Origin of the sequence: Rhodococcus sp. ABRD24 (genome assembly GCF_004328705.1) — a bacterium.
Taxonomy (GTDB): Bacteria; Actinomycetota; Actinomycetes; order Mycobacteriales; family Mycobacteriaceae; genus Prescottella.
Window position 1 is genome coordinate 4,370,871 of the sequence record NZ_CP035319.1, and the last position, 24,039, is coordinate 4,394,909.

At 65.8% G+C, this 24,039-nt stretch carries 17 protein-coding genes; 9 read left to right on the plus strand and 8 right to left on the minus strand.

Annotated features, from left to right (window positions below):
• Positions 1-391 precede the first annotated feature (391 nt).
• From recC to recD, 3 genes are read left to right on the plus strand one after another with little or no spacing between them, the layout of a single operon-like run.
• Positions 392-3,694: an exodeoxyribonuclease V subunit gamma gene (recC, locus tag ERC79_RS19480; RefSeq protein WP_131580036.1), complete on the plus strand. Its 3,303-nt coding sequence runs from the start codon at positions 392-394 to the stop codon at positions 3,692-3,694.
• Complete coding sequence (locus ERC79_RS19485; protein ID WP_131580037.1) at positions 3,691-7,011, plus strand: UvrD-helicase domain-containing protein; 3,321 nt, start codon at positions 3,691-3,693, stop codon at positions 7,009-7,011. The genes recC and ERC79_RS19485 overlap by 4 nt, the downstream gene beginning before the upstream one ends.
• Positions 7,008-8,861: an exodeoxyribonuclease V subunit alpha gene (recD, locus tag ERC79_RS19490; protein WP_131580038.1), complete on the plus strand. Its 1,854-nt coding sequence runs from the start codon at positions 7,008-7,010 to the stop codon at positions 8,859-8,861. The genes ERC79_RS19485 and recD overlap by 4 nt, the downstream gene beginning before the upstream one ends.
• Before the next feature lie 12 nt (positions 8,862-8,873).
• On the opposite strand, the gene ERC79_RS19495 is transcribed toward recD, so the two are convergent.
• From ERC79_RS19495 to ERC79_RS19505, 3 genes are all read right to left on the minus strand, one after another.
• Positions 8,874-9,560: an SIMPL domain-containing protein gene (locus ERC79_RS19495; RefSeq protein WP_131580039.1), complete on the minus strand. Its 687-nt coding sequence runs from the start codon at positions 9,558-9,560 to the stop codon at positions 8,874-8,876.
• 167 nt (positions 9,561-9,727) lie between these two features.
• Positions 9,728-10,501 carry an Ltp family lipoprotein gene (locus tag ERC79_RS19500; RefSeq protein WP_131580040.1) on the minus strand — a complete coding sequence of 258 codons (774 nt, stop codon included), beginning with the start codon at positions 10,499-10,501 and terminating at the stop codon, positions 9,728-9,730.
• A 260-nt stretch (positions 10,502-10,761) separates the two neighbouring features.
• The gene (locus ERC79_RS19505) at positions 10,762-11,532 is read right to left on the minus strand and encodes a hypothetical protein (RefSeq protein ID WP_131580041.1); all 771 of its coding nucleotides are present in this window, start codon (positions 11,530-11,532) and stop codon (positions 10,762-10,764) included.
• A gap of 141 nt (positions 11,533-11,673) precedes the next feature.
• On the opposite strand from ERC79_RS19505, the gene ERC79_RS19510 reads away from it, so the two are divergent.
• Both ERC79_RS19510 and ERC79_RS19515 read left to right on the plus strand, forming a co-directional pair.
• The gene (locus ERC79_RS19510; RefSeq protein ID WP_131580042.1) at positions 11,674-12,141 is read left to right on the plus strand and encodes an NfeD family protein; all 468 of its coding nucleotides are present in this window, start codon (positions 11,674-11,676) and stop codon (positions 12,139-12,141) included.
• On the plus strand, positions 12,138-12,983 hold the full coding sequence (locus ERC79_RS19515) for a slipin family protein (protein WP_131580043.1): 846 nt from the start codon (positions 12,138-12,140) through the stop codon (positions 12,981-12,983). The genes ERC79_RS19510 and ERC79_RS19515 overlap by 4 nt, the downstream gene beginning before the upstream one ends.
• 158 nt (positions 12,984-13,141) lie before the next feature.
• On the opposite strand, the gene ERC79_RS19520 is transcribed toward ERC79_RS19515, so the two are convergent.
• Together ERC79_RS19520 and ERC79_RS19525 are read right to left on the minus strand one after the other, a co-directional pair.
• Positions 13,142-13,723: a hypothetical protein gene (locus tag ERC79_RS19520; RefSeq protein ID WP_131580044.1), complete on the minus strand. Its 582-nt coding sequence runs from the start codon at positions 13,721-13,723 to the stop codon at positions 13,142-13,144.
• 205 nt (positions 13,724-13,928) lie between these two features.
• Entirely contained in the window at positions 13,929-15,005 is a 1,077-nt protein-coding gene (locus tag ERC79_RS19525) for a DNA cytosine methyltransferase (protein WP_131580045.1), read from the minus strand.
• 330 nt (positions 15,006-15,335) lie between these two features.
• Between ERC79_RS19525 and ERC79_RS19530 the strand changes: the two genes are divergently transcribed.
• From ERC79_RS19530 to ERC79_RS19545, 4 genes are all read left to right on the plus strand, one after another.
• A complete protein-coding gene (locus ERC79_RS19530; RefSeq protein ID WP_131580046.1) occupies positions 15,336-17,927 on the plus strand; it encodes a Z1 domain-containing protein in 2,592 nt (863 codons plus the stop codon).
• 59 nt (positions 17,928-17,986) lie between these two features.
• Positions 17,987-18,916 (plus strand): PD-(D/E)XK motif protein, encoded by a 930-nt coding sequence (locus tag ERC79_RS19535; protein WP_242676912.1) that lies wholly within the window; start codon positions 17,987-17,989, stop codon positions 18,914-18,916.
• A 107-nt stretch (positions 18,917-19,023) separates the two neighbouring features.
• Positions 19,024-20,781: a hypothetical protein gene (locus ERC79_RS19540; RefSeq protein ID WP_131580048.1), complete on the plus strand. Its 1,758-nt coding sequence runs from the start codon at positions 19,024-19,026 to the stop codon at positions 20,779-20,781.
• Complete coding sequence (locus tag ERC79_RS19545; RefSeq protein WP_131580049.1) at positions 20,778-21,671, plus strand: hypothetical protein; 894 nt, start codon at positions 20,778-20,780, stop codon at positions 21,669-21,671. Before ERC79_RS19540 ends, ERC79_RS19545 begins: the two co-directional genes overlap by 4 nt.
• 65 nt (positions 21,672-21,736) lie before the next feature.
• Here the strand turns inward: ERC79_RS19545 and ERC79_RS19550 are convergent, their stop codons facing one another.
• From ERC79_RS19550 to ERC79_RS19560, 3 genes are all read right to left on the minus strand, one after another.
• Positions 21,737-21,943 carry a hypothetical protein gene (locus ERC79_RS19550; protein WP_131580050.1) on the minus strand — a complete coding sequence of 69 codons (207 nt, stop codon included), beginning with the start codon at positions 21,941-21,943 and terminating at the stop codon, positions 21,737-21,739.
• Between the two features lie 39 nt (positions 21,944-21,982).
• Positions 21,983-22,372: a hypothetical protein gene (locus ERC79_RS19555; protein WP_131580051.1), complete on the minus strand. Its 390-nt coding sequence runs from the start codon at positions 22,370-22,372 to the stop codon at positions 21,983-21,985.
• 221 nt (positions 22,373-22,593) lie between these two features.
• Positions 22,594-23,973 carry an FAD-linked oxidase C-terminal domain-containing protein gene (locus ERC79_RS19560; protein WP_131580052.1) on the minus strand — a complete coding sequence of 460 codons (1,380 nt, stop codon included), beginning with the start codon at positions 23,971-23,973 and terminating at the stop codon, positions 22,594-22,596.
• Positions 23,974-24,039 lie beyond the last annotated feature (66 nt).

Genomic DNA, 24,039 nt, shown 5'->3' on the forward strand with positions numbered 1-24,039 from the left:
AGTCATTTGTACCGCGGTGCATATTCTGCACCGATTGTTTCCTCTTTGATTGAAAGAGAGTTTCACATATGGAACCCGTATGTGTCAAGCATTGATGATCAGTATGTGCAGGTCAGGGTGGGTGTATAAGAGATCGTTTCACTGGTGAATTTGCACCGAGGTTGTCGAGTGACGTCGAATTGTCAGCCGATCTACTATTTGATTGTTTCTTGCATTCGGAGAGTGGGACGCAATCGTGCCGCTGGTCGTGCGGTTCTCTCGGATCCGGGCTGATCGGGGCGGTCCGGCTCGGACTGGGTGTCGGTTCGTGTCGGTTCGGTGTGATACTTCTAGGCCGAATCCGCCGCACCGACGACGCCGGTCGGGGGCAACCCGGTAGGGGGTTACGGAATTGCTGACGCTGCATCGCGCACAGGGTGCGGGCACGCTGGCGTCTGCGCTGGCCGATGTGCTGGTTGCGCCGCTGACCGATCCTTTTCGGCGTGAGGTCGTGGCGGTTCCTGCGAAGGGGGTAGAGCGCTGGCTCACCCAGCGGCTCTCGCGGATACTCGGGGCGGGAGACCGTGGCGCGTACGGAGACGGTGTCGCCGCAAATATCGACTTCCCGTCTCCCACCCGGCTGGTCGACGAGGTGCTCGCAGCGGCCACGGGCCTCGACGCCGAGAACGACCCATGGCACCCGTCGCGGATGCTGTGGACTCTGCTCGACGTCATCGACGGCTGCCTGGACGAGCCGTGGTGCGTGGTGCTCGCCCGTCATCTCGGCCGCGGCGTCGACGCGCACACTGCCGGCGATCACCGAGTGGGCCGCAGGTACGGAACCGCGGCGCATCTGGCGGAACTGTTCCGCTCGTACGGTGCGCAGCGCCCCGCGATGCTCGTCGACTGGGCCGCCGGCCGCGACACCGACGGGGCCGACCCGCTCGATGAGGATCTGCTGTGGCAGCCCCAGCTGTGGCGGCGGCTGCGGGAGCGGATCGGGACGCTCAGCCCCGCCGAGCGGCTGGACGGCGCCTGTGCCCGGTTGCGTACCGAGCCGGGCCTGGTGGATCTGCCGGAACGGCTGTCGCTGTTCGGCCCCACCCGTCTCGGCGCCGACCAGATTGCGGTGTTGTCGGCACTGGCATCGAATCGGGATGTGCACGTGTGGATCCCGCATCCGAGTCTCGAGATGTGGGGTTCGTCCGCGGATGCTGCTGCGCCGATCCGGCGCGCAGACGATCACCGCGCGCTGTCGGCGTCACATCCCCTGCTGGCGAGCCTGGCGCGCGACGTCCGAGAGCTGCAGTCCCGGCTGTCCGCGGTGGATCTCGTCGACATCCATCATCCGGCGCCGCCCCGGCCGTCGACGCTGCTCGGACGGCTCCAGTCGGATATCGCTGCCGACCGGGCGCCGTCGGCATGGACGTTCGACGACACGGTCGAGATTCACTCGTGCCACGGCCCTGCGCGTCAGGTGGAGGCGCTGCGTGAGCGACTGCTGCACCTGTTCCAGGACGATCCCACGCTCGAGCCCCGCGACGTGCTCGTCGTGTGCCCGGACGTCGAGTCGTACGCACCGCTGGTGCGGGCCGCATTCGGTCAGGGCGCGCCGAGTCAGCCCAGCTATCCCGGTCACCTTGGCCATCCTGGTCATCGGCTGCGGGTTCGTCTTGCGGATCGTGCACTGCACCAGACCAATCCGGTTCTCGCGGTGGTCGGCACGCTACTCGAGATGTCGGACGCTCGGGTCACTGTCAGCCAGGTGCTGGACCTCGCCGCGACCGCGCCGGTGCGCCGACGGTTCACGTTCGACGACGACAACCTCGAGCGGATGCGGGAGTGGATCGCGGCGGCAGGCGCGCGGTGGGGCATCGGGCCGCGTGAGCGTCGGGCCTACGGGCTCGGAGACTTCGAACAGAACACCCTCCGGGCGGCGCTCGACCGGATCCTGCTCGGCACCGCCGCCGACGATGCGGACGGCGAGTGGCTCTCGCTGGCGCTGCCGCTCGACGATGTCGAGAGCAACGACATCGACTTCGCCGGGCGGCTGGCCGAGTTCGTCGACCGCCTCGACGTGTCACTGCGCGGGCTCACCGGACCGCAGTCCGCGGGCGAATGGTCCAAGGCCCTCGCCCGCGCGCTGGATCTGCTGGTCGACGTCCCGGAGACGGACGCGTGGCAACTGGGGCAGGCGCACCGGGAGCTGGCCGCCGCCGTCGAGCACGCGGGCGACACGCACCTGCGGTTATCCGATGTGCGCGCGATGCTCCGGTCGCGGCTCGCCGGCCGACCCACCCGGGCGAACTTCCGCACCGGCGAGCTGACGGTGTGCACGATGGTTCCGATGCGGTCCGTTCCCCACCGGGTGGTGGTCCTCCTCGGGCTCGACGACGACGTCTTCCCGCGCGGTACCAACATCGACGGCGACGACGTGCTGGCTCGTGATCCGCTTGTCGGCGAACGTGATCCGCGCAGCGAGGACCGGCAGCTGCTGCTCGACGCGATCATGTCGGCGGACGAGCGGTTGCTGCTGTTCTACACCGGTGCCGACCCGGTCAACGGCACCCCACGTCCGCCGGCGGTGCCGCTGAGCGAGCTGCGGGACGTGCTGGCCACGATGGTCGGCTCGGATGCCGTCGTCACCCGGCACGCGTTGCAGCCGTTCGACCCCCGCAACTTCGATCCGGACCAGCCGGTGAGTTTCGACCGCAGTGCGCTGGCCGGCGCGCAGGCGGCACAGCGCCCGTCGGTGCCGCAGGCGCCGTTCCTGCCCGCGCCGCTCGCGCCGGTCCAGCCCGGCGACGTGGACCTGGCTGAGTTGATCGCGTTTCTCGAGAACCCCGTCCAGGGGTTCCTGCGCCAGCGGCTCGGTTTCCGGGTTCCCGACCTCGACGAGGACACCGCCGACGCACTCGACCTCGAGCTCGATCCGTTGGCGCGGTGGGGGATCGGCGACCGGATGCTCGCGGCCCGCCTCGCCGGGACGGATCCCGCGGCCTTCCGGGCCGCCGAATGGCGTCGAGGCACGCTGCCCCCAGCCAAGCTGGGTGCGACGGTGTTGGCCGACATCGAATGGACCGTCGAATCGTTGGTCCGGGCCGCTGCGCCGGTGCACGCCGGACGCCCCGAGGCGGTCGATGTGGACATCGACCTGGGACTCGGGCGCCGACTCGTCGGCACCGTCGACGGCATCTACCGTGATGTCCTGGCCCGCACCACCTTCTCGCGGCTCGCGCCCAAGCACCGAATCGGGGCGTGGGTGCGGCTGCTTGCCGTGGCGGCAAGTGGTGGGGCCGCGAACCTCACGGCGGTCACCACCGGTCGCGGCAGCGGTCGCGTCCTCGTCGCCCGGTCGACCCTGGCTGCCCCGGAGAACGCGGCGGAGGTGCTCGCCCGGCTGGTGCAGATGCGTGACCGGGGCCTCGAGGCTCCGCTGCCGATGTCGCCGGGGGCGTCGTCGGCGTACGCGGACCAGCGGTTCCGGGGGCGATCGATCGAGCTTGCCCTCGTTGCGGCGGAACGCGCGTGGGACAAGGGATTCGACGACAGCCTGGACCGCCACATCCAGTTCGTGCACGGCGTCGGGGCGAGCCTGTCGGGCCTGATCGACAACGATGCGCCGCCCGGGTCCCATGAACCCAGTCGGTTCGGTGCCGAAGCGACCGCGCTGTGGTACCCGCTGCTGGCCGCCGAAACCCTGGGAGAACCGTGACCGCCGGAACATCGCCGACCACCGGCACCGCCTTCGACCTGCTCGCCCCGCTGCCGAGCGGGACCACCGTGCTCGAGGCGAGCGCCGGCACCGGCAAGACCTACGCGATCGTCGGCCTGGCGGCCCGGTTCGTTGCCGAGGCGGGGGTCGATCTGGCGCAGCTGTTGCTGGTGACGTTCAGTCGTGCCGCCACCAAGGAGCTTCGGGAGCGCACCCGCGAGCGATTTGCCTCCGCCGCAGCTGGATTGGTGGATCCGCTCGCTGCGCGCGCCAGCGGTGATCCCTTGGTTGCCCATCTCGCCGACGCGGATTCCGGCGAGGTGGCCCTGCGGCGCCGACGGCTGATGCAGGCGCTGTCGGACTTCGATGCCGGCACGATCGTCACCACCCACAGCTTCTGTCAGCGCATGCTCGACGGCCTCGGTATCGCGGGCGAACGGGACCCCGACGCCGTCCTGGTGGAGCAGGCCGACGACCTCACCGCCGAGGTGATCGCCGATCTGTTCCTGCAACGTTTCGGGCGCTCCGACTCCCCGACCCTGCGGCCCGCAGATGCCCGCAGCGCGGCACGGGCCGCGATCTTCGACCCTCAGGCCACGCTTGCCCCGGAGGGCGCCGAGGGCAGTAGGGCCGGTGACGCTGTCGCGTTCGCCACCGCGGTGCGAGAGGAGGCGCGACGCCGCAAGCGACTGGCCGGCATCCGAGACTTCGACGATCTGCCCGAACTGCTGCACGGGGTGCTCACCGATCCCGAGCACGGCGAGGCCGCGTGCCGGCGGGTGCGAGACCGCTACCGGGTGGTGCTGGTCGACGAGTTTCAGGACACTGATCCGCAGCAGTGGGGGATCCTGCGGTCCGCATTCCACGGGCACTCCACGCTGGTCCTGGTCGGCGATCCCAAGCAGGCCATCTACGCGTTCCGCGGGGCCGAGGTGCTCAGCTACCTCGACGCCGTCGGGTCCGCAGACAGCCATCAGGATCTCACCACCAACTGGCGCAGCGATGCGGAACTGGTTGCGGCGCTGGGCCATCTGCACGGTGGAGCCGCCCTCGGGCACTCCGGCATCGTCGTGCACTCCGTTTCGGCGGCGAAGCCGGGTTCCCGGCTGCACGGCGCTCCGCCGCTGCGGCTGCGGTACCTCTGCCGGGCCGGGGCGGGCCGGCTCAACAACTCGGGCTATCCAGCGGTCGGCGCACTGCGCTCGCGGGTCGCGGCAGATGTCGCGGCCGATATCGTCGCTCTACTCGACAGCGGCATCACCCTCGACCTGAACGGCGGCAGCCGCCCTGTCGCTCCCGGCGATATCGCGGTCCTTGCGGGCACCAATGCGCAGATCACGCTGGTGCGTGAGGCTCTCGACCGGGTCGGCGTGCCGTCGGTGCTGGCGGGCGGCACCAGCGTGTTCGAGACGCCATCGGCGCAGCACTGGCTGCGGGTGCTGCAGGCACTCGAACAGCCGCACCGCCCCGACCGGGTACGGCTCGCGGCGCTCACCCCGCTGCTCGGCTGGACAGCCGAGCAGATCGACGCCCGCAGCGACGAGCTCGTCGCACGGGTCGGCGGGCAGTTACGGGAGCTGACGGCGGTGTTCGCTCAGTCCGGCTTTGCGGCACTGTTCGAGCGCCTGGCAACCGATTCCGGGCTCGAGGCCAGGCTGCTCGCGGTGACGGCCGGGGAACGCACGCTCACCGACCTGCGGCACATCGGTCAGTTGCTCGGCGCCGTCGCGGTGGACCAATCCCTCGGGCTCACCGCGCTCACCGGGTGGCTCACCGAGCGGATCAAGGACCCCAAGTCCGGTGGCGGCGACCGTAGCCGACGCCTCGACAGCGATGCCGCCGCAGTGCAGATCGCGACCGTGCACGCGAGCAAGGGTCTCGAATACCCCATTGTCTACGTGCCTTTCGGGTGGAGCACCGGGCGGCATGCGGATCCCGACCGGCTGTTGCTGCACGACGATGACGGCCGACGCATCCTCGACATCGGCGGCGAGGGCAGCCCCGGCTATGCCGAGCGTCGACGACGCCGGGACGCTGAGGCGGCGGGTGAGGATCTGCGGCTGCTGTACGTGGCGCTCACCCGTGCCCAGTGCCAGCTGGTGCTGTGGTGGGCGCCCGCATACTCCACCAACGAGGCGCCCCTGCACCGGATGCTGTTCGGCCGGGAGCCGGGGGAGTCCGACGTCCCGCAGAAGGTGGGCGTGCCCGAGGATCCGGTCGTCGCACAGCACCTTCTGCGCTGGGCCGAGACGTCCCCGGCGACGATCCGGGTGGAGGCCGTCGGCGCCGATCCGATCCCGGAGGTGTCGTGGGCGCCGCCGCACGAGGACTCCGGGGAACTGGCCGCCGCGGTGTTCGATCGGGCGCTCGACGTGGGCTGGCGGCGCACGTCGTACACGGCGCTGACCGCGTCGGCGCACGAGCATTCCGGTAGTGGCAGCGAGGCCGAGGAGCCAGGGACGGACGACGAACCCGAGGAGCCCGCGCTGATCGCCCCGGTGCCGGCGCCGGGCATTCCGTCGACGATGAACGACATGCCGTACGGCGCAGTGTTCGGAACCCTCGTCCACGAGATCCTCGAGTACGTCGACACCGCTGCCGCGGACCTCGAGGCGGAGCTGCTGCTGCGCTGCCGGGAGGCGGTCGCGGCGCGGATGTCGCAGGTGGATCCGTCGGCACTCGCGGCTGCGTTGCTGCCGGTGCTGCATACCCCGCTCGCGGGGGGCGGCACGCTGGCCGCGATCATGCCCGCGGACCGGTTGCCGGAGCTGGACTTCGAGCTGCCGCTGGCCGGTGGCGACGATCCGGCGGCGGTCACGGTGACGCTGCACCGGGTGGCCAGGCTGCTGCGTGAGCACCTGCCCGGCGACGATGTGCTCTCGCCCTACGCGGACCGGTTGGCGGCGCTCGACCCGAATCCCCTGCGCGGGTATCTCACCGGCAGCATCGACGCCGTCCTGCGGGTCTCCGGTCCCCGATTCGTGGTGGTGGACTACAAGACCAACCGGATTGCGCCAGGCGAGCTGACCACTGCCGACTTCACCCGTGAGGCTATGGCCGGGGAGATGATGCGCTCGCACTATCCGCTGCAGGCGCTGCTGTATGCCGTTGCGCTGCATCGGTATCTGCGGTGGCGACTGCCCGGCTACAACCCGGAGACCCATCTCGGCGGGGTGCAGTACCTGTTCGTGCGCGGCATGGTCGGCCCCGAGACCCCCGACGGGGCCGGGGTATTCGACTGGAATCCGCCGGCCGCGCTGGTGATCGCGCTGTCGGACCTGTTGGCCGGCATCACCGATCGCGAGGTGGACGCATGACCGAGGCGCGGGTGGCGCAGCGCGGCAAGGGTGTGTTGCGGGAGTTCAACGACGCCGGGGTACTCGAGGCGGCCGATGTGCATGTGGCACTGCGGCTCGCGGCGCTCGGCGGGGAGACCAGCGAACCCGTGCACCTGGCGACCGCGCTGGCGGTGCGGGCGGTGCGATCGGGTTCGGTGTGCCTGGACCTCAGCCGGATTCGGGAGGTGACGGTCGACGACGACACCGAGGTGGATCTCTCCGCGCTGCCGTGGCCCGACGACGCCGTCGTCGCCGAGGGTCTGGCTTCCAGTCCGCTGGTGGTCGGCGGCGATGCGGGGCCGCTGCGTCCGCTGCGGCTGGTGGACGGGCTGTTGTATCTGGACCGGTACTTCCGGCAGGAGGAGACCATCCGCCGGATCCTCGACGAGCGGGCGCAGGGACACCCGGCCGTCGACGAGGATCTGCTGCGAACCGGATTGGGTGAGTTGTTCCGGGACTTCCGGGATCCGTCGCGGCCGTCGGATGCCCCGGACCGGCAGCGGATCGCCGCGGCCGTTGCGGTCACGTATTCGACATCGGTGATCGCCGGTGGTCCCGGAACCGGTAAGACGCACACCGTGGCGCGGATCCTGGCCCTGCTCGAGCGCCAGCATCCAGGGTTGCGAATAGGGCTGGCCGCGCCGACCGGCAAGGCGGCGGCGCGGCTGCAGGAGTCGGTGCGAGAGCAGGCAGAGGTCGTCGGGCTGCGGGCGGATCTGTCGGCGATGACGCTGCACCGGATGCTCGGGTGGCGGCGCGGCACCAGCCGGTTCCGCTACAACGAGACCAACCATCTGCCGTACGACGTGATCGTGGTGGACGAGACGTCGATGGTGTCGCTGACGATGATGTGCCGACTGCTCGAGGCCGTCCGGCCCGAGGCGCGGTTGGTGCTCGTCGGCGACCCGGACCAGCTGACTTCCGTCGATGCCGGTGCGGTACTGGCCGACCTGGTGGCCCGCCCGGTGACCGGCGCCCTGAACCCGGCGCTGGCCCGTGTTGTCGGTGCGGACCTGTCGGCGTCGGATGATCCGGCCGAGGCGGCCCTGAGTGCGGCCGAGCGGGACCGGTTGCGCGGCGGGGTGATTCGTCTCAGCCGTGGACGGCGATTCGGCGGTGCGATAGCGCGGTTGGCGGTCGCGGTGCGCGATGGCGACGAGGATCGCGTGCTCGAGATCCTACGCAGTGGGGAGCCGGACGTGTCCTTCGCGGCGCCGGAGGAGCTGTCGGCGCTGCGTGCGGACGTGGTGTCGACCTCGGCTGCGGTGACCGAGGCCGCCGCGGCAGGTGACGCGGTGGCGGCGCTGCGGGCATCGGAGCAGCATCGGTTGCTGTGTGCACACCGGGAAGGACCTTTCGGAGCGGCGTGGTGGGCGCGCAATTCGATGAACTGGATCGGTGAGGCCACCGGGAGTCGGCTGGATGCCGAACGCTGGTACGCCGGGCAGCCGCTGATGGTGACCGCGAACGACCACGAGACCCGGATCTACAACGGCGACACCGGTGTTGTCGTCGCCGGCAGCGGGGATGCCGACGGCGAGCTGGTGGCGGCCTTCGCACGCGGCGAGGAGCCGTACCTGCTGCACCTGAGTCATCTGGCGTCGGTGCAGACCGTTTATGCGATGACGATCCACCGAAGCCAGGGCAGCCAGTACGACACCGTCTCGGTGATCCTGCCGGGAGAGGAGTCGTCGATGTTGACCCGGGAGTTGCTGTACACCGCGATCACCCGCGCCCGGACCCATGTGCGGATCGTCGGGACCGAGGAGGCCGTGCGGGCCGGGGTGCGGCGGCGGGTCCTGCGGGCGAGTGGGCTGCGGCGGGGGTGAGTGGGCCCCGGCTCATGAAGCCTCGAAGCGAGCCTCGACATCGGCGCTGACGTGGATCGGCTCGGGGGTCAGTTCGATCGCCGGCCGCTCGGCGGTGTCGTGCGCTGGCGCTGACGCCGCCATCATCCGCATGCTCGGAGCGCCGTAGTCGGGGCGTTGGCCTCCGTTCAGCATGCCGGGGTCGGCCAGGGCCACCGCCTCGATCCGCCGGCAGCCGAGGCTTTGCGTGTAGCCCTCAGCCTTGGCGAGAGCGTCGCGGACGGCGAGGTCGCGCACCTGCGCCAGCGCCTTTGTGCGGATCTTGCGGGTGAGCTTCCACTCGAGCCGTCCGACGTCGACGCCTTCGATTGCGGATGCCTGGTCGATGAAGGGCGCCACGGCCGAGGCGTCGCGGAAGGTCACCGAGCCGGAGGCCGTCGACTGGTAGTTCCACGGCAGCTTCTTGCCGTTCGGGTGATACGGCCGGTACCGCGAGTGCTGGACCTGATCCAGGGACCAGCGGCGAATCGGATGCTGTGGGTGCTTCGCGACGGTGCGGATCAGCTCGGTCAGTGCTGCTGCCGACTTCGCGGCGGGGTTGGCGGCCTCCGCTCGGGTGGCGCCGTCGAACGCGACACTCACGTGCACAACGCAACGGTTCGGTGCGAAGGTCCGGTTCGCGTGGCCGGTGACGGTGATGGTGACGGGATTGGTCGGCATCACACAAGTGTCCACGAGATCATTCATAAGGTGTCTTACTCCAGGCCGAATCCTTACCTCCCCGGTCTACGCGGAGGTAAGGATTCGGCGGTGGGGGACTGACAGCTCGCAGATCAGATTCTCGAACCAGTCGGAAGACGGTTTCAACGAATCGATGGCCCGGGATGTCAGATTCCGGTCTGGTCGACTCCGTAGCGTGCCTGTTCACTCGTATAGCCATCGAACATCAACTGGTCGATCAGGCCTTGTCGTGAGAAGGCTGTGTAGTCGAGGTAGTCCTCCGCAGCCTTTGCCGCCTGTTCATTCCAATCGGGCGCCACGTAGTCCACGGCGAAGGTCGCGTCCGCGGTCGAGTAGTCCTCGAATTCCAGTTGCTCGATCAGGCCCTGTCGTGAGAACGCGGTGTAATCGAGATAGCCCTTTGCCGCTCGTACGGCATTCCTCTGCCCGCCCGTCATTCCGGACTCGGCCCTTGTCGGCGCGGTGGTCTCCGGTTTGACCGTCACGGGCGGCGCTTGCGTTGCTGTTTGTACCGGTGCCACCTGTGTGACCGGGGGTGGCAGCGCCACCGTTGTGGTCGGGGGCGGCGGAGCCACCGTGGTGGTCGTCGACTTGGTGGTGATTGGAGCTTTCTCGACCGCGCTTGATTGTGTCGTGTTCGCTGCGTTGGTCGACACATCGTCAGACGATTTACTGATTGAATTGACCACACCGACAATGACGATGAGCGCTACGACCGCGCCGACGACCCACGGCCACTTCTTGCGCGGGGATCCACCGGAGCCCGGGTCACCGTGCGGCCCCGACGGGTGTTCCGCCAGCGTCGGACCTGTCGGGACCGTCGGGCGCGGCTGAAGTGCCGACGTCCACTGTTGTCCGTCCCACCACCGCAGGTGCCCGGAGCCTTGTGGGTCTGGATGCCATCCAGCGGGTGTAGTCATGGTCGTCCTTCGTTTGGAATGCTCGCCGTTAATGCTCGCGTCGACTATCACACAATTCCGATGGGTGTCGTATCAGTAATCCGCGGTCAGATTAATTGTGCAGGCAGTTTGACGGGCCTTCGGCTGTAATGCGCCGGTGTGCGGGCTGATTTTCCGGCACGGCAATGACCGGTGTCGGATGGTGACGAGCGAATGACACAACAGATCGGCTGTTTGGTTGATCAGTCGCCGTATTCGCAAGGTCCGCATGTCGACGCTGATCAGAACAGGGTGGGCTCGGCGCGGGCGCCACTGCGGGCTTCCGCCACACGGGCGTTCCAGCGCTGGACCAGCCACATCTCGATTAACTCGGGTTCGGTGCGGGCCTGGATCGACCACGTCCGAAGGAGTTCTTGATAGCGGTCGTAGCGGCGGAGGGTGAAGCCGCTGACCGACGGTTCCTCGAGCCACCCCTCGTGGATCAGCGTGGAGACCCCGTGCTGGTCGATCATCTGCGCACGGATGCCCTCCCGCGTCACCCCGACCGCCCACAGGTAAACGGCCATCAGTGAGACCCCGACGCCGGGGGTGTCGGGCCAGCCCGACCAGTTGTCGCGCATGGCCGGTGGCAGTGCCTTGTCCCGGGCGCAGCGGTCGAGGACGGCCTTGATCTTGGCGAGCGGATCCTCGCCCTCACGTGCGTTGGGGTTAAACACGTCGGGGAGACGCCGGGTGGCGCGTCTGTTCCGGTGGGCGCTGCGCCAGGCCGCACAGAGGAACAGCAGACCCAGTCCGTTGTGGTCGGCCTCGAACAGTTCGCTGTCGAGTCGGAGATCGTTGCGCTGCACAACCGCGGTCCCATGGTTGACGGCCTGGCCGTCCAGGTCCCGTCCGTGGAGAACAATCTCGTGGTTGTTCTCGCGGAGATGGTGGTTCCACCAGTTGAGGTCCACCTGGACGCCGTCGTCCAGCACGTGGAGCGGATAGGCGCGGGCGCGGCACCACTGAACGCACGCCTCCGGTGGCTCGAACCCCTCGTCAAGCTGATGCATGTCGCGATGATTGCACCAACCACCGACAGGGCCGCTTCGGCACGGTGGCAGCGTCGTTGAAGCGCGCCTACCTTTGACAATGAGGGCTCGATCGCGAATGGCTACGCGAAGCGACCGGGCTCTCGTAAGAGGTGGGTGAGGATGACCGCGTTGGGCGCGTTGGCGCTGATAGTGGGTGTGTTGCTGATCGTGATCGAGGCACACGCGCCGACGCTCGGTGCGCTCGGTGTGCTCGGCACGGTTCTCGCCGGTGCGGGCGTGTGGCTGCTGTTCACGTCGGGCGATATGGGACAGGAGATCGCGATCCCCGCGACCGTCGGAGTTGGTGTCGTCGGAGTCGGTGTGATCGCCCTGACTGGACGCAAGGTGCTTGCCGCGCGTCGAACACCGGTGCAGACGGGCGTCGGGTCGTTGATCGGATCAGACGCCACGGTCCGCAGCTGGGAGGGCGAGCAGGGGCAGGTCGAGGCGGACGGCGGGTTATGGAGCGCCCGAATGGAATTCGGATATGACGGCGTCCCCGAGCCGGGGGAGTCCGTCGTCGTCGAGCAGATCCACGGCCTCACTCTGACCGTGCGTCGTCGTGAACCGTGGGAGTTGCCGCTATGACCACCATCCTTGTCATTCTCGTCATCGTCGTCCTGCTCGCGGCCACCCTGGCCGCGTCCGCGGTCCGGGTCCTGCGAGAGTACGAGCGCGGTGTGCTGTTCCGCCTGGGTCGGCTGGTCGAACTGAGGGGGCCAGGCCTGGTCCTGCTGATTCCGGCGATCGATCGGATGGAACGGGTGAGCCTGCGGACAGTCACGATGAACATTCCGGTGCAGGAGGTGATCACCCGCGACAACGTGCCGGCGAAGGTCACCGCCGTCGCGTACTTTCGGGTGATCGACGCGGACCGGGCGATCGTCGAGGTAGAGGACTTCTTCTCCGCCACCCTGCAGATAGCGCAGACGACGCTGCGGTCGGTGCTCGGCAAGGCCGAGCTGGACGCGTTGCTGGCCGAGCGCGAACAACTCAACGAGGACCTGCAGAAGGTGATCGATCAGCAGACCGAACCGTGGGGCGTGAAGGTCACCACCGTCGAGATCAAGGACGTGGAGATCCCGTCCAACATGCAGCGCGCCATCGCGCGGCAGGCCGAGGCCGAGCGGGAACGGCGAGCCAAGATCATCAACGCGGAGGCCGAGTTCCAGGCGTCGGCGAAACTCGCCGAGGCCGCGGACGTGATCAGCCGCAACCCGACGACGCTGCAACTGCGCTACCTGCAGACGCTGGGGGAGATGGGCGGGGAGAGCAACTCGACGGTGGTCTTCCCGGTGCCGCTCGACCTGATCCGGCCGTTCCTGGCGAGCGGTAACAATGCCGATCGGTCGGCCGCCGAGAAGGGGGTCGACGTCAACGCGTTCATCCAGGGCCCGGCGCGCCCCGCGACGCCGCAGGCGGGCCGGTAGGCGCAGGCGCGCCCACCGGCGCTCGTCGGCGTACTTCGCTCGAAGCCACGGGAGGTTGGAAGAGGGGGCCGACAGGTCGCGATGGCCTGCCGATAGAGAAGCGCCGCTATCGATTTCGATAGCGGCGCTTGTCTATTCAGTTCGGGTGGTGCTGGTGACTATGCCTTCGGCTCGCCGACGGCGATGGTGGAGCCGAGGTCGCCCGCGTCGTGCCCGCAATCGCAGTCGTCACCGCAGCCACCGCAGCCGCCCGCGTAGGAGTCGTCGTCGGCATCGCAGTCGAGGGTGCCGCCGAACTTCGCCGCGAAATCGTCGTCGAGGTCGTGGGTGAGCTCGTGGATCTCGTCAACCAGGTTGATCAGATGCTGCGGGGCGAACGGGTCGGCGTCGACGACCGTCGAGACCAGCAGGTGCTCGTCCTCGAGGGTGAAGCGCAGACGCGGCCACTCGACGGACAGCTCGACGAGCTGCTCGACGGCCTTCGAGTGGTCGGTGAGCCCGGTGACGAGTGAGGACCACACGTGCAGCTGCGGGCCGTCCTCGGCGACGGTGACGTAGACGCCGAAGCCGTGGACGGGGATGAGGATGTCGCCGTCCTCGTCGGTCTCCGGCGCGCTGCCGAGCAGCTCGGTCAGCGTCCGCACCGAGAGGCTGTGCAGCTGCTCGCGCTCCTCCGTGGCGATCGCCAGTGCCCCGTCGATACGGGTCGGTTCGATGTCGATGGTGTCGTGCTCGGTCATGATTCCCCTGTCCGGCGCCGGCCGGATCTACGGTTCGGACGCTGCTTGGTGTGTCGTGCGGACCCACCGTACCGCGAAACCCTGAGGTCGTTGGACGGGGCTTCAGGAACAAGTGATATTCGTGACAGGCTTTTGCTGACCAACGTGATGCAAATTAGTTTCAGCCAGTTGGCTCGAAACTGAGAATCGACGATGTGTCCAGATTTTAGTCTTCGCTGAGTGCTCGGGAAATGGTCCTGCCGATGGCGCGACCAAGCGGAATAGGTACTGCATTACCAATTTGTTTGGCGATCGAAGTTTTAGATCCTACCCACTGGTAGTCTTCGGGAAATCCTTGGAGTCGCGTCGCCTCATAGTGCGTAATTGCGCGATCCTCTGACGGATGCAGGTAGCGCCCCTTCTCGGGCTTGAAGAATTCCGTTCGAATTGTTACCGACGGGCGATCCCAATGCATCCGGCCCATTACGTCGGCGGAGCCTGTTTTGTGATTTCGCCAACACTCGGCTAGTAAATGATCGGGTAGGTTGAACCGATTTCCGCCCGAAGGTATTTCTTTGAATCTGTCGAGTGAGACCTTTTCGTATCGCCTGCTTAGGTGTAGATCCATCGATTTGAACGCTCCGGGGAGTTGCTTTCCGTTAAATTCAATAAACGAATCGGGAAGTTGTGTTTCGTGAACTGTGTGCGCGATGCCGGCAAGGGCCGCGCGCACCGTTACCGGGTTCTCGCTGTGTGTATCTTTGGGGAGTTCTGGAGATTTGAGATCTCGATGCCAGCCAAAGATGATCGTTCGTTTTCGCGCTTGCGCAGCGCCGAAATGTGCGGAGTTGAGAACGGCTACATCGAATGTATAGTTTTGCAGTCTTCCGTCGCGCTTGGTGCTTTGGCGAAAAAGTTCGAATTCCGGAGACTTCATGAACTGTGGGACGTTCTCCATTATGAAATAGCGAGGCGTAGCGAGCCGGACCGCTTCCGCGTACTGTGACCACAGCTTGTTGCGGGTATCGGCTGCGTCTTGTCTGCCGAGTGAAGAGAACCCCTGGCAGGGTGGGCCGCCGACGACAACATCGACCTCAGGTACATCCTCGTGGGCAAGCCAGTCCTCGATCTTGCCAGCGTAGACGTGTGCGTCGAAGTTTGTGGCGTAGGTCGCTGCTGCCGCTACGTCCATCTCGACCGCGGTGACGGGCCTGAAGCGTTCGTCTGCAGCGTGTAGGCCTGCAGAAAGCCCGCCAGCTCCTGCAAATAGATCAAGAGTTCGGAAGGCTGACGTGCGCGACATGGGCAAACGATAGCTTGTGGCTCGGACAGGAATCGACGCATCCTCGGCGCCGTCCGGGGGTCCGATCGAAGCTCGGCGACGATGTCGGGCCGAGTCCACCGACTTCTCTGACGCTTTTTCCGCATCCCCGTGCGAAGCGCTTGGGGGAGTTCGATACTGTCAGTTGGCTGAGAAGAGACCGGTTGGTGCAGAGTCGCTTCGACTCCGATGGTGTGCGCTTCTCACGCAACAGTTCAATGGCTGGTGCAACCATCGGGGTGAGTTTTGCGCGAGTCCAAGTTCAGTACTTTGTTTATCGAAACCGAGTGTGCATAAGTGCAGGGGGGGCGAATGACGGTCGAAGAGATCTCGGACGAACAAGTGGAGCAGCTCTACCAGGTGTTCCTCAAGTTCACCGAGTCGATGACTCCGCATGACGCAGTGAAGAATCTGAGATTGTTCGACGCGGCAGAGAAGACCATCGAGCTGGTGCGGGCGAAGCATGAGGCCGAAAGTCTGCGGATTCGGGAGCTCGACGAACCGCCAGCGGTGTTCCTTAACGGACGCCCGACCTGGTATACGGGCCCTGACATGGACAAGGACAAGAATTGGCCCGCCCTGGTGGCGTCCATGCGGAGGAAGGACTTTGGGAACGTCGAGTCGGTCGACGAGTCGTCCACAAAGGTCGTCGCCCTCCTCGACCACCCGAAGCAGGACGAGTTCCGAACCCGCGGGCTCGTTGTCGGGTTCGTCCAGTCCGGCAAGACTACTAACTTCACCGCGGTGATGGCGAAGGCTGCGGACCGCGGCTACAAGTTGTTTATCGTGCTGTCAGGTATCCACAACGCACTGCGCCGTCAGACACAAATTCGACTCATCAAGGATCTCGTGGACGCGAACCCGGGACAGTGGCACCAGGTCACTAGCGAGACCCAGGACTTCGTCCCGCCGCCGAACCCGAAGGCTTTCTTTGCTGCGAATGGACAGTTTCTGCTCCTTGTAGTTAAGAAGAACGCTACCGTCTTACGTAAGTTGAACAAATGGCTTGGTTCGGCCGGTGAATACCTTGACAAGTGCCCGACTCTAATTATCGATGACGAGGCCGATCAGTCCACGGTCGCCACGAAGAAGATTAACCCGCTGCTTTTCGATCTCCTTAACAAATTCCCGCGGGTCGGCTACATTGGGTATACGGCGACGCCGTTCGCGAACCTTCTCATCAACCCGTCGGTCGAAGAAGATTTCTATCCCCGCGATTTCATTGTGAACCTACCGCAGCCAAAGGGCTACCATGGCCCCGAGGTCTTGTTCGGTCGCGATCTACTCGACGGCGAGGATCCTGAGGATCTGCCAGGTGGCTGGGATATGATCCGGGAGGTTCCAGAGTGCGAGGTTAAGGATCTCAAGCCGCAGAACAGGAAAGAGGCCGCGGACTTCGAGCCAGCGATTACTCATTCTCTCCGGTCTGCTGTGGAGTGGTTTTGGCTTGCCACTGCGGCACGTCGGGTTCGTGGTGGCGGTAACCCACACTCGTCGATGCTTGTGCATACGACGACCGAGACGCGTGTGCATGAGGCGTTCAAGGAGCCGCTACTAGCCCTTCGTGATCGGACTTTGCGCCGGCTGAACGCTGGAGATGCGGTATTCGTGGAGCGTCTTCGTTCGACCTGGGAAGACGAGACGTCTCGTGTCCCCGCCAGTGACTTCAAAGAAGTGAAGGTGCCCTTCGAGTCGGTACTAGGCAAGCTCCCCGAGGTCGTCCGTGACACCCGTGTGGTAATCGACAACTACCGCAGCAAGGACCGGCTGAACTACGAGTCGGGTCCGGTGACCGCGATCGCGGTTGGCGGCAGCACTCTTTCCCGCGGTCTGACGCTCGAGGGCTTGATCTCGAGCATTTTCGTCCGAGCGGTGTCTGCTTACGACACCTTGCTGCAGATGGGCCGATGGTTCGGATACCGCGACCACTACGCTGATCTTCCTCGAATCTGGATAACCGATGAGCTTGAGGGGTGGTTCAAGCACCTCGCCACGGTCGAAGCGGACATGCGACAAGACATCAATCGCTATATGACGTCCAACGAGACGCCTCTGACATTTGCGGTGCGTCTTCGGTCGCACCCGAAGATGAGTATTACTTCCAAGGCGAAGATGACGAGTGCCGTCCTCGCGCACGCCGCGTACGGCGGTCAGCTCGTCGAGTCGCGGTTCTTCGATGTCTCCGACACCGGCGGCGACTGGCTGGCACGTAACGCGGCCGCGGCAAGGGCCCTAGTCGGAGCCGCAGCCAAGGACGGTGTCCGCGAGGAGGACCGGAAGCAGTCGGCGGTCTTCACGGATGTTCCCTACGGCACCGTGGTCGATTTCCTGCAGACCTATGAATTCCACCGAGAATCGTCGGATGGTGACCGCAATCGCCTCGTTAACTACGTCAGCAAGAGGGTCCGAGCTGGGGCGCTTCTTCGATGGAGTGTCGCTGTCATCGGGAACAGCCGGGGTGAGACCGCTGCTTGCGACATGGATGGCGGGGTCTCGGTCAGGATGGTCAAGCGCGCCCGACTCGGGCAGAAGGACGAGGATCTCGGTGGTGTCGCGGACATCAAGACTCTAAGCAGCCGACGGGACGAGACTATCGATCTGATCGTCGACGGACCGGTACCGGGAACGCATGTTGAGATCCTCAAGCTGCGGCAGGACCAACGCCCAGACCAGGGCCTCCTGTTGGTGTACCCGATCGAGCCCGAGTCGGACACGGGAACGGGAGGGCGTCGGCCGCTCGCGGCGCCGACTGACGACGTAGTGGTTGGTGTCTCCATTCTGTTCCCTGAGCCCCGGCCGGGAAGTAACGATTCCGACGTTGAGTACTGGAGCGCGGATCTCTCGAACGTCGCGGTCGAGGTAGAAGACGACTCCGTTCTCGAGCAGGACGACGAGACCGTATGACAATCACCGGGGCGCAGGTCCAAGCACTCTGGACCGCAGTGGCGGCGCAGCCTGCAACGATGGCATTTCGGACGGCAGAGGTCGGCACTGACTGTTCACGAGGACCATTGCTGGCTGCTGTCGACCGATCTGGGCGGCGAGTTCTCCTAATTCCGATCTTGGCAAAGCAAACGCTCAAGGAAGACATCGACGGTCAGGCGGTAGTGCTCCGCAAGCGGGCGTTGGAGAACGATGAGAGCTACCGGACGTACGCGTGCCTGGAGCTGGTCGACGCAGGCCAGGACGACCTGTTCGCAGCACTTTGCGTCGAAGTGATCGAGCGAGTTGCTGCGCATCCAGACAAGGCTGTTTCCGCGCTCCAGAGGGTCCTTTCTGACTGGAAGGCCCTCCTTGCAGGTGCGCGCCAGGCATTATCGCCATCCGCTTTGACTGGGCTGTTCGGTGAGCTGTACGTCTTGCGGGAATTGGTCCAGCGTGACTCCGGCGCGGTCGCCTTCTGGACCGGACCGCTGCGAACTGCACAGGATTTCCATCGCGGTATCGATGCCATCGAGGTCAAAACCACCGCTGCCGTAGACGGGCGACAAGTGCGGATCAACGGTGTCAGCCAACTCGACTTCGCGATCCCGGGCCGACTGGTTCTCAGGTGGTTTCGGCTCGTGACCGGCCGAGGTATGTCGATCCCATCCCTCGTCGAGGAGATCGCAACACTATCGGACGACGCGGCGGGATTCTCGAAGCTTCTCCGGGAGTACGGATATCGCGATACCGATCGAGAGATCTACGCGAGGCGGTTGTTCGAGGTCGTTGAACACCGCGCGTACGAGGTCGGACATAACTTCCCGCGTGTCGTTCGCTCGAGTTTTTCGGGAGGTGCGGTGCCGGCTGGCGTAACGGAGGTTGACTACGTCATCGATCTGGACAGTGTGGGAGCTGAGGCGTCCCGTCTCGATGACAGGGCTCTCGCGCAGTTCATGGGGCCGTCGTGACGGAGCCGCGGTGGTGGTCGCAGCCGTTTCCTCCGACTGGCGCGATTGCGTCAGAGGGGATCCGCAACCAGCTTGGAAGACCACCGGTCGACCCGTTAACTGTGTTCGTGAGGGAGACGGCGCAGAACTCCTGGGACGCACGACGGGTGGGGCTGCCAACGAACTATCGGCTCGAACTGACGGCTGTCTCTCCGACACACCGACCAGCGTGGCAGCGCCTGCTGACTCCGCCTCCGCAGACGCAGAAGTTCTTCGGCATCGGCAAGGCCGTGCGAACACCGAACCTCAGGCTGCTGTCAGTCGTCGACCGGGGCACCAAAGGCCTCGGCGGGCCCACCCGCGCTGACGAGCTCTCGGAGGGCAGCCGGGACTGGGTCTCATTCGTTCTCAATGTCGGCGAGAAGCGCGACACCTTCCAGGGCGGTGGCACGTATGGTTACGGCAAGGCGGTCCTTTACCGATTGTCGAAGGTTGGGGCAATCTTGGTTTACACACGAACTGATGTTCCTGGCACGGGGCTCACTTCTCGACTGATCGGAATCGCCCTCGGCGATTCCTACGATAGTGTGGAGCGCGCCGACGTGGCAGCCCGGCCGTATACCGGGCGCCATTGGTGGGGCGACGTCCAGGGCGAGCATGTGGAGCCACTGATCGGCGCAGAAGCTGATCGCGTCGCGCGGATGCTCGGGCTGCGTCCTTTCGGCGAGTCGGAGTCAGGGACTACGCTCACCGTCCTCGATCCCGACTTGGGAGACTTCGACGACGTCGAGTCGGCGGCACAGCATCTCGCTGACACAATTGCGTGGCATATGTGGCCAATCATGTTGCCTGAGAGAGGCGACCAGCTTTTGATCCCGCAAGTCGTTGCGGGCGGTCGGACGTTCGAGGTGCCCGATCCCGCTAAGACCTACCCGCTACACATGTTTGTCTCTGCCTACCGTCGCCTCGCGGCAGGGCGAGGGATGGCGTTGGAATGCAAGAACCCGCGTAAACAGCTCGGTCACTTCGCACTTGAGCGAGCTGTAGTTGTTCCGATGTCTGGAGAGTCGGTACCGCTCGCAGCTAGTTACGCGGGCCTGGACGGAGATCCACATCACGTCTGCTTGATGCGCGCGCCTGAGTTGGTCGTCCAGTACTACAGGGGGCCTGAGCCGGGCTCGGTCAACAGGGCTTACGCAGGTGTATTTCGAGCTGATGACGAGCTTGACGACACGTTTGCCGCCGCCGAGCCGCCGACGCACGATCAGTGGGTGCATGAGCAATTGACGGGGCACTCGAAGACCTTTGTAAGGGTCACGTTCACAAGAATCAAGGAACAGCTCGCGGCCTTCCGGACGCCTGCGGCGTCGGTAACTTCGATATCGACCGGAGTTGCGTTGGGCGCCGCGAGCAACTTCCTCGGCGGTCTCGTTGCGGCAGCGTTCGCCGAGCCAGGCGCCAAGTCGAGTGATGGCGGCTCGGCGCGGGGTCGCAGTCGTGAACACACAGTTGGTTCCGGCAAGCAACCAGGTGATTTCTCGCGTGCTACCCACGATCGAGTTCGAGTCGCCACAGTCGATGAACCCCGTGTCGAGGATCGGGACGGGGATGTTGTTGTCATCCAACGGTTTGCGGTTACCGGGCCAGGCCCGGTTCATCTTGACGCGCGTTTGGCCATTGTCACATGGGAGGGGCGCGAGGTTGAGGCGCCGGCGGGAGCCGCGCGCCCAAAGGTCCGATGCTGGGTGACCTCCGTGGGCGAGGTGGCGGCCGAAGCTTGCATCGTTGATACCCCCTGCGAAGTCGACCTTGTAGTTGACCCAGTCCCAGACACGATGACCGACATTGCCGTTATCGGTGCATCTCCTGAGGAGGGGGTAGCGTGAGCCGCGCTTTTCCGTTCATTCGTCCACCGGCGGACGTCGTAATCGCAGGTCCTTGGTCATACGCGGTTGCCGACGGTACCGAGGAACTCCCACGGGAGCTGCCGGATTGGGACTACGACTCTGTCCTCTCAATCCGTCGGCCGGTGCAAATTGACGGGCTGCGGGCCCGTCGTCTCAGCGGACTCGCCGAGGACGCGGAGGTCGATTTCACCGTCCGCTGGGCATCGCGTAGCTCGGCTCTACGTGGGAGGGCGTGGCGCGCCGAAGTGCCAGCGAGGGACGGGATCGAGATTGACATCGAATTCGATCTCGACGGTGATGAACTGGGCGGCGTTCTTGATCTCGACACCGTCCTTACACTGCGCCGGTCAACCGAAGGCGCGTCACCGGCGGCAGCATGCCGACCAGGCAGCGTGCTCTGGAACGAAAAATTCTCCATCGTGCTGCAGGGCGACGCGGTCCTGTTCCCACTCGCTATTGCCGACTTCCACTACCTGCCCTATCCAACCAAAGCCAGCTGGTATCTCGAGATCGGCGAGGACCTCGATGCCGCCGCACTTGGGTCCATTCTCCTGCTTGCCAACGAGCGGCGGGAGGTCGTAGTCAACGCCCTTGCGGCCGCGGGAGCACCCTCGGTCGCCGACCGGCGTGTCCTCTCCGCTCTCCGTACCGATGTTCAGCGCGCGCTCATCGAACGTGCACTGACTCATGAGGATTTCGCCGACGACGTCGACTATCCGACCGGTTCGCTCGGCGCAGTGCTCACCGCGGTCCTGCGCATGACCTTCCCAGCGTTCAGTCTGGAGGCGCTAAGGCGCGAACGGCTTTCGGAGCCAGCACTATTCACCAGCCGCGTCCAGGACGCTACGGATCTTCTGGCGGCGCCGTGACCAGTGTCCTTTACCCTCGCCTCCTCGACCAAGCTGCGCGTGAACTGCACCAGCAGCACATAGGCTCAACAGTGCCACAGCTGCAGGAAAGCGCTGCCTTCAATCACCGGTCCGCGGTCTTCGCGGCGACCGGCGGGCGCCGAGTCACCGAGGATGAACTCCGGGATCTCCGGAATCACATAGTCAAGGCAGCCGAGTGTGCGGGCTTCCCTGGCGAGGGCGGGCGCGCGGATCGCGCGCACTTCGACCTGGAGGTAGCCCAACTGATCCACGAGCGATCTGGATTGGTTGCGGCCGAGGCCTCAGTTCGTTCAATCTGGGCCTTCCTGGCCCTCGTGGTACTGCCTGACGTTTCGTACTGGCGGTATCCTGCTCCGCCGGTTGACCGGGTGATGGGTACAGACATAACGCGTCACGTTTGGGGACGGTTGTGGTGGCGCGCGCACCTCCTCACACTGCCCCAGCAGGTTGAGCGGTATCAACTCCTTGATGTATTCGGTGAGGCCGCGTTCGACCAGATCTTCGCCCGCCGTAAGTCCATCGGCGGCAGCCGCGCCCTTGTGCGCGCGCTCGCGGTGACCTGGCCAAACATAGAGCGAGGAGGAGTGAACGATCGCCAGCTGCTTCGCGACGTCCTCAAGCGACTCCTGCGGACGAGCGCGATCGCCGAGTTTGAGGCACTCGACGACGAGGAGCTTCACAAACAAGTAGCCGAGGCGGTGGCTGAATCGGTTGCAGTTCTAGCGTTGCGCCTACCGGTATCCGGCGCCGGAATCTGATGGACGTTGACTGACCACACACGAACTGCTCGCTCGGTGTGACTGTCGCCACTGGGCTGTAGCGGGCGCGCTATCAAGTGGGTGGATCTGCATCGCAACTAAACGGATCAGCTTTCGAAGATGGTAACGGTGGCGATTCTGAACTAATCCAACACGGAGCCGGGATTGAGAATCCCCAACGGATCGAGCGCGTTCTTGACCCGCCGATTCAACTCCATGACATCCTCACCGAGCTGCCCTGGCAGCCAGTCCCGCTTGAGCCGTCCGACTCCGTGTTCGCCGGAGATTGTGCCTCCCAGAGCGATTGCCAGTTCCATGACGCGGGCGAAGGCGGTGCGGGCGCGGTCGGTCATGTCGGGATCGGTGGGGTCGAAGACGATCAGCGGATGGGTGTTGCCGTCGCCGGCATGCGCGACGGTGCAGATCAGGACGTCGCAGTCCTCGGCGATCGCCTCGACCCCGGTGATCAGCCTCGGCAGTTCCTGCATCGGAACCCCGACGTCCTCGAGGAGCATGCTGCCAATCGCCTGCACGGCGGGGAACACGGATCGTCGTGCGGCGGTGAAGGCCTCGCCCTCGGCAGCGTCGTCGGTGGCGAATACCTCGGTGGCGCCGTGCTTCTCACACGCGGCGACGATGGTCTCGATCTCCTGCGCGCTCGCGGCGCCGGGGGCGTCGGACTGCGCCAGCAGCAGCGCGCGGGCATTGCGGTCCAGACCCATGTGCACGGCGTCCTCGACGGCGTTGATGCTCGCGTGGTCCATGAACTCGAGCATCGCGGGTCGCATCACCCGCGTGATCGACAGGACGGCCTCGGCAGCGGCCTCCACCGAGTCGAACGAGGCGACAACCGTCGACGCCGGCGATTGCGCCGGGATCAGCCGCAGTGTCAGCTCGGTGATGATCCCGAGCGTGCCCTCGCTGCCGACGAACAGCTTCGTCAGCGATAGCCCAGCGACGTCCTTGAGTAGCGGCCCGCCGAGCCGGACGGCGGTGCCGTCGGCGAGGACCACCTGCATGCCGAGCACGTAGTCGGTCGTCACCCCGTACTTGACGCAGCACAGGCCGCCCGCGTTGGTGGCGGCGTTGCCGCCGATCGAGCAGATCTCGAACGACGACGGGTCCGGTGGATACCAGAGTCCGTGCGCCGCGGCGGCCTGCTTCACCTCCGCGTTGAGCAGACCGGGCTGGGTGACGGCGACGCGGGTGACCGGGTCGACGGTGATCTCCCGCATCCGTTCGGTGCTCAGGACGATGCCGCCGTCGAGGGCGCTCGACCCGCCCGACAGCCCCGAGCCCGCCCCGCGCGGCACCACCGGCACCCGATGCGCCGACGCCCACCGCATCACCGCCTGTACGTCTTCGGTGCAGGTCGCGCGGACGACGGCGATCGGGGTGCCGGCGTTGGGGTCGGCGGCCCAGTCCTGGCGGTAGCTCGCGACCATGTCCGGGTCGGTGAGCACGGCGCCGTCGGGCAGCGCGCCGATGAGTTGGTCCAGAACAGCCGAGTCCACCGTCGTCATGCGTCCATCATCCCCCGGATGCCCGATTTTCGGCCGGAGTCGAACCGCGGCCGATAGCGTCGGACA

What these genes read in the sequence shown, in the direction of transcription:
- recD (WP_131580038.1), top strand. Translation starts at nt 7,008, where the DNA reads ATGACCGAGGCGCGGGTGGCGCAGCGCGGCAAGGGTGTGTTGCGGGAG.
- ERC79_RS19495 (WP_131580039.1), bottom strand. Translation starts at nt 9,560, where the DNA reads ATGCCGACCAATCCCGTCACCATCACCGTCACCGGCCACGCGAACCGG.
- ERC79_RS19500 (WP_131580040.1), bottom strand. Translation starts at nt 10,501, where the DNA reads ATGACTACACCCGCTGGATGGCATCCAGACCCACAAGGCTCCGGGCAC.
- ERC79_RS19505 (WP_131580041.1), bottom strand. Translation starts at nt 11,532, where the DNA reads ATGCATCAGCTTGACGAGGGGTTCGAGCCACCGGAGGCGTGCGTTCAG.
- ERC79_RS19510 (WP_131580042.1), top strand. Translation starts at nt 11,674, where the DNA reads ATGACCGCGTTGGGCGCGTTGGCGCTGATAGTGGGTGTGTTGCTGATC.
- ERC79_RS19515 (WP_131580043.1), top strand. Translation starts at nt 12,138, where the DNA reads ATGACCACCATCCTTGTCATTCTCGTCATCGTCGTCCTGCTCGCGGCC.
- ERC79_RS19520 (WP_131580044.1), bottom strand. Translation starts at nt 13,723, where the DNA reads ATGACCGAGCACGACACCATCGACATCGAACCGACCCGTATCGACGGG.
- ERC79_RS19525 (WP_131580045.1), bottom strand. Translation starts at nt 15,005, where the DNA reads ATGTCGCGCACGTCAGCCTTCCGAACTCTTGATCTATTTGCAGGAGCT.
- ERC79_RS19530 (WP_131580046.1), top strand. Translation starts at nt 15,336, where the DNA reads ATGACGGTCGAAGAGATCTCGGACGAACAAGTGGAGCAGCTCTACCAG.
- ERC79_RS19535 (WP_242676912.1), top strand. Translation starts at nt 17,987, where the DNA reads ATGGCATTTCGGACGGCAGAGGTCGGCACTGACTGTTCACGAGGACCA.
- ERC79_RS19560 (WP_131580052.1), bottom strand. Translation starts at nt 23,973, where the DNA reads ATGACGACGGTGGACTCGGCTGTTCTGGACCAACTCATCGGCGCGCTG.